This is a genomic window from Peribacillus muralis, assembly GCF_001439925.1.
Taxonomy (GTDB): domain Bacteria; phylum Bacillota; class Bacilli; order Bacillales; family DSM-1321; genus Peribacillus; species Peribacillus muralis.
In genome coordinates this window covers 1-11,788 of sequence record NZ_LMBV01000019.1, presented here as the reverse complement: position 1 = coordinate 11,788, position 11,788 = coordinate 1, and the positions used below count along the sequence as shown (strand labels likewise).

Annotated in this window: 8 protein-coding genes and 1 pseudogene; all 9 read right to left on the bottom strand. The window is 36.2% G+C overall.

Annotated elements, in window-relative coordinates; genetic code table 11:
* Nucleotides 1-2 precede the first annotated feature (2 nt).
* Nucleotides 3-1,193, bottom strand: coding sequence for a Ger(x)C family spore germination protein (locus ASU00_RS18350; protein ID WP_057914927.1), 1,191 nt, complete (start codon nt 1,191-1,193; stop codon nt 3-5).
* A gap of 26 nt (nt 1,194-1,219) precedes the next feature.
* Entirely contained in the window at nt 1,220-2,722 is a 1,503-nt protein-coding gene (locus ASU00_RS18345; protein WP_236712772.1) for a spore germination protein, read from the bottom strand.
* A gap of 577 nt (nt 2,723-3,299) precedes the next feature.
* Nucleotides 3,300-3,896 (bottom strand): annotated as a pseudogene (gene ribB / locus ASU00_RS18340) (3,4-dihydroxy-2-butanone-4-phosphate synthase); the annotation flags it as partial.
* 559 nt (nt 3,897-4,455) lie between these two features.
* The gene (locus ASU00_RS18335; protein WP_057914926.1) at nt 4,456-5,712 is read right to left on the bottom strand and encodes an MFS transporter; all 1,257 of its coding nucleotides are present in this window, start codon (nt 5,710-5,712) and stop codon (nt 4,456-4,458) included.
* Nucleotides 5,713-5,860: 148 nt separating this feature from the next.
* On the bottom strand, nt 5,861-6,991 hold the full coding sequence (locus tag ASU00_RS18330) for an alcohol dehydrogenase catalytic domain-containing protein (RefSeq protein ID WP_057914925.1): 1,131 nt from the start codon (nt 6,989-6,991) through the stop codon (nt 5,861-5,863).
* Between the two features lie 29 nt (nt 6,992-7,020).
* Nucleotides 7,021-8,571 (bottom strand): glycerol kinase GlpK, encoded by a 1,551-nt coding sequence (glpK, locus tag ASU00_RS18325; RefSeq protein WP_082630439.1) that lies wholly within the window; start codon nt 8,569-8,571, stop codon nt 7,021-7,023.
* Between the two features lie 12 nt (nt 8,572-8,583).
* Nucleotides 8,584-9,549, bottom strand: coding sequence for a transketolase family protein (locus tag ASU00_RS18320; RefSeq protein ID WP_057914924.1), 966 nt, complete (start codon nt 9,547-9,549; stop codon nt 8,584-8,586).
* Entirely contained in the window at nt 9,546-10,376 is an 831-nt protein-coding gene (locus ASU00_RS18315; RefSeq protein WP_057914923.1) for a transketolase, read from the bottom strand. The genes ASU00_RS18320 and ASU00_RS18315 overlap by 4 nt, the downstream gene beginning before the upstream one ends.
* Nucleotides 10,377-10,639: 263 nt before the next feature.
* Entirely contained in the window at nt 10,640-11,659 is a 1,020-nt protein-coding gene (locus ASU00_RS18310; protein ID WP_057914922.1) for a LacI family DNA-binding transcriptional regulator, read from the bottom strand.
* Nucleotides 11,660-11,788: the final 129 nt, after the last annotated feature.

The window sequence follows — 11,788 nt, the reverse complement described above, 5'->3', positions numbered from 1 at the left end:
TTTTATTTCGTCCCATAAGGTTCCATTAGCAGTCCGGAATTGATGATTTCTACATTAACCTTCAATGCTATTGGCGCATCTGAATAAAGGTTGTCCCAATTCTTTTTGTTTTCGCGCCAATAAGCGGGGTTTGTTCGGGACAAGGCATCACCAAAACCAAAAATATCTGCCTTCTCTTTTTGAGTGATACGGATTGTCCTTTTAATTTGTTGTTCTATTTCTTTTACCATTTTTTTTTCGAATTCTTTTAACACGTTGGGATCGCTAAAATTAAGCTGACATGTTGTTTCCAACAGTTCTCCCATCACGTTAATTTTAGAATGAATGACTGGTTTTTCATGATGTATTTCGGTTACCATTTTACTTTTTACACCGATTGTGGTGATTGTCACATTGCCTTTTTTACAAGGTAACACAACGGGCGTATTTTTCACCTTCGATGTAACGAATTGAGCGGCTCGGGCCGTTTCTCCATCCAACCATCTCACCATTTTTCCTTTTCTGAAAACGGCTAATCCGCTCACCTTGATAGTAGTCGGATCCGTCGTCTCTAAATTTTTTGTTTGCTTCCCGATCTGGGAAGCATTGCGAATGCTGATTCCGGGAAGTGATACATCCTTGCCATCACTCAACAGCGAAGCAATGACTTCATAAGCTAATACCTCACTAGATGATCCATACAACTTCTGATTATTTTGTGTAGTACTAATGATATTCTTACCTGGAGTTATCTCAAGAGGCTCAATTACCCCAAGTACATCTTTAGCAGTCTGCCCGCGCGCAATAAAGATTGGAATACTTACCCTAGAGTATTTACCCCGATCTAGACCATCGAATAATAAATCCAGATCATTTCGAGCTAACTTCTCACCAATTATGATGAGGGAAAGATGTGTTGTGTTATTTTCCCTCGGAATAACCGAAGCTGACTTACCTAAAGTCTCCAAAAGAGTTTTTCCTGTTACCGTATAGTTTATGACAGCGAGACCTTGACCTCCCGCTTTGTTGGTTTGGGATAGTCCGCTCGGATTTATGACTTGATATGTTACTCGGTACGGTTGCTTTGGATCTTCATTATGGTCAACTCCCATGGCTATTATGACACCTAGGTCGTTTAATTCCCTGTAATTCGAACAACCTGAAATCAGTAAGCAAATGGCTGCCGACAATAACAATGAAATATTCATTTTCATTTTTCTTCCCCCGCTTTAAGCCAGTTTTATTTTCTTGATGATTTTTTAAAAAGTGATGGTAGCGGGAAACGAAATAAAACATCTTTTTGCTCCTTGAAACGAAATGGAGCAATTGGAGCAAAATATGGTACACCAAAAGACCTTAGGCTGCTCATGTGAAGCAAGATACATAAACTGAAAAGCAATACGCCATATAAGCCTATAAATGCTGAAACGAAAAGCAACATAAATCGAATTCCACGCGTCACATTAACTAGACTGGTATTCGGAAGCGTAAAACTGCTGATTGCCGATATGGCTACAATAATAACCACCGCTGCTCCCACAAATCCCGCTTCAACTGCCGCCTGGCCTAAAATGAGTGCTCCTACTATCGATACGGCTGGCCCAATCGCTCTTGGCATTCGAATCCCAGCCTCCCGTAAAATCTCGAAGGCTATTTCCATCACAAATATTTCAACGATCGCTGGAAATGGGACATTTTCTCTTTGAGCCATCAAACTGACGATTAAAGTTGTAGGAATAAGCCCCTGGTGATGAGTAATTAGTGCCAAATAAATAGAGGATGCATACATCGATAGAAAAAAGGCCCCGAATCTTAATAACCTTAAAGAGGAGCTGATATATTGATTTTGGTAATAGTCTTCAGGAGATTGAAAAAATTGAGAAAACACTGCAGGAACGATTAATACAAAGGGAGTTCCGTGAATAATGATGGCAATTCGACCTTCTAATAGGTTACCGACAACCGCATCAGGACGTTCAGTATTCAAAAGCAGAGGAAAAATGGTCATTGAGTCATCCCGGATCATTTCCTCAATATAATTCGATTCAAGAACCCCATCGATATCAATACCTTTTACACGTTCTTTAACTTCCTTCACAATGCTTTCATCCGCGATTCCCTGTATGTACATGATCGCTATATCCGTTTGAGTGACACTTCCGACCTTCATGCTGACTAAACGCACATCAGGATTTTGGATCCTGGCACGTATTAATGACGTATTGGTTCTTAAATTCTCAGTAAAACTGTCTTTTGGACCTCTAATGACGGTTTGGCTTGTCGGTTCGGTTATTGCACGGGATGGCTGACTTTTCGTACTGGCGATGATTGCTTTTGTATTGCCATTCACCAATACAACCGTATCACCAGTCAAAACAGAAGATATGAGTTCCTGCCAACTTTCTTTTACGGTTAATTGGGAAACAGTTAATATGCGGCCAGCCCGTTCCTCCATCTCGGTCAATATTTGATCATTTTCTTTAAACCACTCTATTAACGGGTTCACTATGTTTTCATTGATCATATTAGCGTCAGCCATACCGTCAAGGTGGATTACAGCAGCATGTACTACCGATTTATGGTGTGGAGATTCAATCAGTCGAACAGACAAATCTGCGCTGTGCCCGAGTTCGTTCTTTACTCTCATTACATTTTCATTCATATCGTCGGATAAGGTACCGTCGTTTATACGATTTGTTGTAGGTTTTTCTTCAGACTTCTTATGAAAACGTCCAATTCGCACTTTCCTGCTCCTCTTTGATAAGTGTTGTTCGTTCCATTAATGTTTATGTTTATTTTAGGCTGTTTTCGCATATTTTGTTGCTAATCACCAAGTAATACCTTGTGGTTGATTTCCTCTCCAATGCTCGCTTTCCGCTCAAATCAACCATAAATAGTTGAGTATTAAAAACAACAATCTTTACGAAAAGAGCTTTATTTTATTATTAGTAATTATGTTAAATATATGTAATGAAAGGTTCATGAGAGATATATTGATATTATCCCCCTAGCATAAATTCGTCATTGTTATACCATCTAGCTAGATCGTAAATTCAGGAAAAAACCGATTTTTCCTAATATAGGAAACATCGGCTTTTATAAAGTGTGCTTTTTTACAGTTTCAATTACGAAACGGTCAAGGTTCCTTTCTTTTCGATAAGGTAAGCGGAATGATTACAAAGTACTTCGGCTCCAATCCAAATCGAACTGGTATTACGCACGGGATTTTCCCAGTAAATTTCTTATTCTGTGATAGACTAGTAAAATTATATATAAAGTCACAAAATTTTTTTCTACTCCTGAATATTAAACTCTCCATTTCTCTGCCGAAATGCAATTAAATCTTTAATAGTAATTAACTTTAAATTCAATTGTTTAGCAATTGTCATTAGGTCTGGTACACGTGCCATAGTACCGTCTTCTTTCATGATTTCACAGATTACAGCGACAGGCTTTCCACCTGCCAATAAGGCTAAATCAACAGCTGCTTCTGTATGACCAACACGGCTAAGAACTCCGCTCTCTTTCGAAATTAATGGAAAAACATGCCCTGGACGACGAAAATCGCTCACTTTTACATCTTCTTGTATTAGTGCTTGTATGGTATCGGAACGTTCAAATGCACTAATACCTGTTTTAGTTGTTTTATGATCGATACTAACTGTAAATGCTGTGTGGTGAACATCTGTATTATCTGAAACCATAGGAGGTAAATTAATTTTTTCGGCTAACTGTTCAGATATTGGTGTGCAAATTAAGCCTCGACCGTGAATAGCCATAAAATTAATCACCTCAGGTGTTGAGTGTTCAGCAAGTGCAATAAAGTCACCTTCGTTTTCACGATTTTCATCATCACACACGATAATAACTTTACCTACCTTTAAATCCTGTAATGCGTCTTCAACTGTATGAAACATATTTATCACCTTACCTTTAGTTTGTAGAGTTATTTTCGTGTAATAATTAATTTGGTTATAGATTATTTCCTGTGATTAGAACACTTTACACATATTGGATTACACTTTCGCTATTGGAAAAAAATTTTTAAACTATAATACTTTTAGATAGTGTTTCATATCCCCTGATTTTACAAACCTTGCTCTTCATGTCTTCCTCATTCAAAAGAAGTCAGTAACCATACTTTTGCAATATTTAGAATTAGACCAATATCAATCACTCTTTCCCCTTATGGCTAATAGGTTGGTATTATTATGCTTCTTGTTGCTTTAGTGCTAGTCATATCGGGTACCAAAGATCATTATCTGATGCAATGGCTACTTTCATTTCTCATTTTCCTTTTCTGTGTCAGCCTACTCCTATATGGATATAAACCTTAATTATTTACAACTAGCTTTAGATAAAAATGATATTAAATAAATGATAAAGTGAGCAGTCAAGTTTAAAAAATCGGATGACTGCTCTAAAAATTTGCCTTTATGTTTTAATAAAAAAACCATAAGTTAATTTATCTTCTTTCTAGCCGATTAAAGTCTCTTGTTTTTCTGCTTGTTTTTCACTTGGTGACTTTACCCAAATCATTAAAATTGAACTAGTAAAATAAAGGACAGCAAAAATCCACAACACACCAACTGCGCCTATGCTGCCAATAAATAGGCCAACAATTCCTGGGCCTACAAATGCAGCAAGACCTGCACCAAGGTTAAGGATAGACATAGTAGACCCACGTTTGTCAGGTTCTAAAGATGGTAATAATGCAGAGATTGGGCAAAATGCTGCTAAGATTGCACCATAAAGACATCCCACGAGTAATATGGCTACATAGTTGTCTCCAAAAATCACTGGCGCATAGGCCATGATTATCATCACAATTCCACAACCAATTCCTCCAAACCACATGATTGTTTTTCCCCAGCCTATTTTGTCCCCAACTATTCCGAAAATTAAGTTGAAGGCAATATTTACGATAAACGCAGTTGCCCAAATGCTAAGCCATTTTTCCGTACTAAAACCATAACTGGCCAAGTATGTTGGAAAAAATACTGGTAATCCGAATTGGGAAATAGAGTTGATCATACGAACTATTCCTCCCAATCCTACTCTCGGGTTCTCTTTGACGATTGTTATCCCACTTATAAGAATTTTTAATTGTTCTTTCATATCAACCGATTCACGCATACGTCCTTTAACAGAAATAATAACAATAGCAGTCCCGGCAACTACCCATAACATAGCACTCCAAAGAAGTCCCACATGCCCAATTACAGGTATCATAAATGAAGCATAATAGTTTGCTACGATATAAAGACCGCCAGTAAAAGCAAGATAAAACCAACCGACAGCTGCCCCTAAAGTCTTCTGTGGATTTGTATACGTTACCCAAACCAAGAAAGAATAACAAAATAATGGATAGCCTAGTCCTCGAATCGCATACGTAGGGATCATTATAGCTAAATTCATAGTTGGAAGAGCAATAGTTAAGAATAATAATTGTCCTATTAGCCAAAATGTTGCACCTGTTAACATTGTTTTTCTTGGACCCCAGGCTTCTGCAAGAACTCCAGAAAACCATGCACCAATTGTCACGGCTATACCATAAATCGTAATTAATAATGCAGTATGTTGGATAGACATTCCCTCATCAACCAAATAAGGAGAAATCCATGCGTGTTCTAATCCATCGCCAACAATAAAAAGCAGGACCCCTATTAATCCTAAGATTAATTCTTTACGTAAACCTAAAAATGTACTCTTTTCAGAAGAAAGCGTATTCATTTCTAGCACCCCCAACTATGGATTTCAATACTCAAAAGAGGGCCTCATTTTTTGAAGCCTCCTGTATTTTCATGTTGAATTAGAATGTATTTTCGTTTAATTCGATCTATGCTTTATTGGTTTTTGATAGCAGATACTTTATTCTTGTTTAAGAAATCGATGTCGTTTCTTGTTTTAAACTTTTATTATCCAATGAATCTTCAGGTTTTAAGACTACTTTAATAGATTCTTGACCTTTAGCAGAAACACTAAATGCCTCTTGAAACTCTTTTAAACTATAACTGTGTGTAACTATGTCTTGTGCATCTACTAACCCACGTTCTAATAAATCAATGGCTATTGGATACGTGTATGGACTGATGTGAGCACCCAGAACATCAAGTTCTTTTCGGTCTCCAATCACACTCCAGTCTGCTGTAGTAGGTTCCCCAAAAACGCTGAATTCTACGAACCTACCAAGTTTACGAATCATTTTTAAACCTTGTATAACAGATGAAGGATGACCAGATGTTTCGATGTAAACATCCGTACCATATCCTCCAGTTAATTCTAGTACTTGTCCGACTGCATCCACTTCACTTGGATTGATAACAATATCTGCACCATACTTTTTAGCTAATTCAAGACGGTCATTTTTCATATCTAATACAATAAGTTTTTTAGGCGTCTTTAAGTGAGCGATTTGAATCATAAATAAACCTAATGGACCTGCTCCTGAAATAACGACTGTGTCGTCAAGTTCAATGCTTCCTCTTTGTACTGTATGAATAGCACAAGCTAATGGCTCAATCATGGCCGCTGATTCCACTGATAACGTTTTCGGGATTTTATGAACAATCGCATTTTTAGGATACTTCATATATTCAGCCATACCACCATCTGCAATATCCTTTTGAAAACCAAACATATCATGCACTTCACACATCCAATATTGACCCCGCTTACAATAACGACATTTTTCACATGGCAAAATTTGTTCAGCAATTACCCAATCTCCTAATTTAATACCATGCTTTTCTCCAGCACCTTCACCTAATTCGGTAACTTCTCCAAAAAATTCGTGACCTGGAATAACTGGTGCCTGTACCCATTGGGGATTAAACTCATCTCCCCAATACATTCCTGCTCCTTTAAAGCATTTAATATCACTTGCGCATACACCACAAGCCTTTACCTTTACAATAACTTCCTCCTTACCCGCAACTGGAATAGTTTTATTTTCTAATCTATAATCATGTGGTGCATGTGCTACAATAGCCTTCATCATATTTTTACTCATATCGTTTCCCTCCACTTATCGTTTTTTTGCTATTGAACTACTTTATTAATCTCTTTATTTAATGAGATTGAATTTTCTTCTGTATTCATTTGAACTTCATTCATTAGTAATGCAATTGTTGACTTCCATTCTTGATAGTATTTTGTACTATCAGATTGACTCATCTCGCAAGAATAACGATATTTAGGATAATTAAGTGATTTTATTTCATCCATGCTTTTCCACAATCCCTGACTAACTCCAGCTAAATATGCAGCCCCCATTGAAGAAAGTTCTGGAACATTGGTTTTGATCACACTTATACCTAAAATATCTGCTTGAAATTGCATTAAAAACTTATTAGTTGTTGGGCCACCATCTACTCTTAATTCTTTCAATTCAATTCCAGACTCTTGATTCATAAGTTCTATTACATCTCTTATCTGATATGCAATACTCTCCATACCGGCTCTAACAATATGGTTTTTATTTACTCGCCGATTCATACCCATGATTGCTGCTTTGGAATAAGGATTCCAATAAGGAGCCCCTAGACCAACAAATGAAGGAATAATGTAAACGCCATCATTACTTTCTATTGAAGTAGCCATTTTTTCGGCTTCTTCAAACGAATCAAATAATCCTAAATTATCTTTTATCCACTTTAAGGTATCACCGGTACTATGAATAATACCTTCCAAAGCATAACTAACTTCCCCATCATAAGCGTACGCAATTGTAGTCATTAAGCCTTTTCCAGATTTAATTGCTTCTTTGCCTGTATTCATCATGAGAGAAGATCCTGTACCAAAAGTAGACTTTACCATGCCTTTTTCGAAACACATTTGTCCGACCAATGCCCCCTGAGAATCACCTATGATTCCCGAAATAGGTAATTGCAAGTTTGAAAGATCACTTATGCTTCCATAATGATCATTTGAAAATTTCACCTCCGGCAACATACTTGTTGGAATGGTAAAAATGTCAAGAAGTTCATCATCCCACGACAAATCATAAATATTAAAAAGCATGGTACGGCTAGCGTTCGTATAATCAGTAGCATGAACTTTTCCGTTTGTTAACTTCCAGATTAACCAACTATCAATGGTACCAAGCAATAATTGCCCTTTATTAGCTTTCTTCCTTGCTCCATCAACATGATCTAGTATCCACTTCACTTTAGTTGCTGAAAAATAAGGGTCTAGGGTTAAACCCGTTTTGAGCTTAACAACTTTTTCAAGTCCTTTATTTTTTAATTCTTTACATAAGTCTGCAGTTCGTCGACACTGCCACACAATCGCATTATAAACTGGTAATCCAGTTTCTTTATCCCAAACGACAATAGTTTCTCTTTGATTTGTTATAGATAAAACTTCAATATTTGTTGTATCAACTGTTGTAGTTCTTACCATATCATTCAATAAATCTCTTACATTTGAATAAATTTCTATTGGATCATGTTCACTCCAACCAGAATTAGGATAATACTGTTGATGCTCCAAGGATTTCTTTGTAAGAATTTCACCTTTTTTATTAATTACTTTTACTTTTGTTCCTGATGTACTTTGATCAATTGCGAGGATGTATTTTTCTTGTACCATATGAACACCTCATCAATTATTAACCATATGAATGGCAATCTCCGTTACATTCTTTACACTTAATCCATAGTGTTCGAATACTTCAGCCGTTTTCCCTGCGATAGCAGGTTCATCTGGTATTCCAAGAATTTTTACAGGAGCAGGCTGATGTTGTGAAACCACTTCCACTACTGCTGACCCTAAACCACCATAAATGCTATGTTCTTCCATTGTAATGATCCTTCCTGTCTCCTGAGCTGCCCTAATGATTGCTTCCTCATCTAACGGTTTGATGGTATGCATATTGATCACTCTGCAATTGATCCCTTTTTGTTGAAGAGCATCGGCAGAATCTAATGCCACTCTGACTGTTTCTCCTATGGCAAAAATCGTAAGATCATTTCCTTCCTTCATGGTAACGGATTTTCCAATTTCGAAATGATAATCTGAAGATGTGTAAGAATCTTGAACAGGATTACGTCCAATACGAACATATACGGGTCTGTCATAATCAATTAATGCTTCGATCATCTTTTTCGCTTCATGACGATCTGCAGGCATCATGACATCCAAACCAGGAATAGCACGAGTAACTGCAAGATCTTGTAAAGAGTGGTGAGACATACCTAAGGCACCATAGCTAACTCCGCCACTAATTCCAATTAATTTAACATTTGTATTGGAATACGCTACATCAACTTTAATTTGTTCAATGCTTCTCATGCTTAAAAAACAAGCGGGTGATGCAATAAATGGTTTTTTTCCAGAGTGTGCCAATCCAGAAGCGATTCCAACAATATTTTGTTCAGCTATCCCTACTTCAATGATCTGTTGTGGTAGTTCTTCTCCGAATTTAACCATTGAAGCTGACCCTCTGGAATCACTGGTAAGAACTATAATTTCTTTATCGTTTTTTCCTATTTCTAACAATGCATCACTGATAACTTGTCGATTAGCAATTTTGTTAACACTACTATGCTTTAAAGCAACGTTACTCATTGTAGCACCTCCAACTGTTTTGAAAGTTCTGTCATGGCTAACTCATATTCTTCTTTTGATGGCACGTGATGGTGCCATTTCGTTACATTTTCAGCAAATGAAACTCCTTTTCCCTTAACGGTATGGGCAATCACCATCGTTGGTTTTCCGTTAGAGTGCGGAGTATTGGTAAGGACCTTTACTAACTGTTCAATATCGTTCCCGTCTACATCAATAACTTCCCAACCAAAGGATCTCCATTTATCTCCTAAGGGTTCAATTGACATCACATCTTCTGTACTTCCAGTGATTTGGAGTTTATTGCGATCAATAATCGCAACTAAATTGTCTAACTTAAACTGAGCAGCAGCCATTGCTCCTTCCCAAACGGACCCTTCTGCCTGTTCACCATCTCCCATCAACGTATAAACTTTATAAGATTTCCCATCCATTTTAGCTGCCAATGCCATGCCGACTGAGATTGGTAAGCCATGTCCTAATGCTCCTGTATTCATTTCTACCCCCGGTACTTTATTGTTGGGGTGCCCTATTAGTCTTGTATTAAATTGAGAGAATGTTTTTAATTCTTCTTTCGGAAAGAAGCCCTTGTCTGCTAGAATCGCCCAATAGGATTCAACTGCATGTCCCTTACTTTGAACGTAACGATCACGGTCTTCCCAAGTGGGGTTTTGAGGATCAATATTCATTACTTTGTAATAAAGAGCTGTTAAAATATCAGTATTAGAAAGAGAACCCCCTGTATGACCAGTCCCTGCTTCATAAATAAGTTTTAGCAGGTCCATTCTAATTTCTGTCGCTTTTACTTTTAAAGATTGAATGTCTTGCATAACCATCCTCCTCTTAGCTGCTGTAAAGAGCAGCCATAAAATTGAATTAAATTTTAGATTTTACTTAAAAATAACTAAAATAAACTAAAATTAATTTAAATATTAATACTATTTTTTTCAGTTGTCAACGTTTACAACTGAAAATTTTCAGTATAATCACTAAAAAAACACAATTTAACTTAAAAAAACACTAAAAAAAGCAAACTTCATTATTAAATGAAGTTTGCTAAAATTAATATATATTCAATCTCTTGTGTCTTCTTTTATTTTTTTACACACGAATTCCTTGAAATTAATTCTGTATCTACAACAAATTTAATCTTTTCATGTGGAGAAATTTCCATTAGTTCAATAATTCTATCTACTGCAAGAGATGCCATTTTTCGTTTTTGAACATGAATAGTTGTAAGTTCCGGATTCATTACATTGCATTCAGGAATATCATCAAAACCTATTACAGAAATATCATCTGGAACTTTAATTCCTATTTCAGTTAAACTTTTAACTAAACTAATAGCAATATAATCTGATTCACAGAATAATGCAGTTGGTAGATCACCACCACGCTTTAGGATATTTTGTTTTAGTTGTTCTTGTGAAGAAAGAGTAGTTGGCACCACCGAAAAATAATCTTTTTCTGAAATACTTAAATTATATTCTTTTAAAGCCATTAAAAAGCCTTCTTTTCGCAAGTCAAAATTACGTATTCTAACATTCGATTGAACGTAACCGATTCTTCGATGTCCTAAGTCAATTAAATGCGTACCAGCTTGATATGCGCCAAGAGTGCTATTCATATTTACAAAATCAATGTTTAGTGTTTCAAAACACGTGTCTAGTACAACTACATTAGGTTGATGTTCAGCTATAAAAGTAATTTGTTTTTTTGTTAAATCCGTACCTAATAATAGAATGCCATTACAGGCATTATCTTCAGTGAGTTGGTTAATTTCGTTCTCTAAGTTCTCTGAATTAATAGTCGATATCATTAGAGAATATCCCTTTAAAGATAAATACTCTCCAATATATTTAATTAACTCTGTAAAAAAAGGCAAGGTTTCATACTGTTTTATTACAATCCCTGGACTTGTGCAAGCTACAAATCTGACCACTTTATTTTTAGCAGGGATAGAAGGTTTATTAGTATAACCTTGCTGTTGAGCAATCTTTAAGATTTTTTCTCTTGTTTCAAACGAAATTCCAGGTTTATTATTTAAAGCTAGCGATACTGAAGCAATTGAGACGTTTGCTAACTTAGCTATATCTTTAATTTTTAATTTCATTCTTAATACCTCTCTTTTTAAAACTATTTCCTATAAAACAGTTTTGCACTAAAATTGCGTATGGATTTGAGTCAATATTTTGGACACTAAAAGGTTAAATCTTAAGCTGTATTCCTAATTCGATCTTCA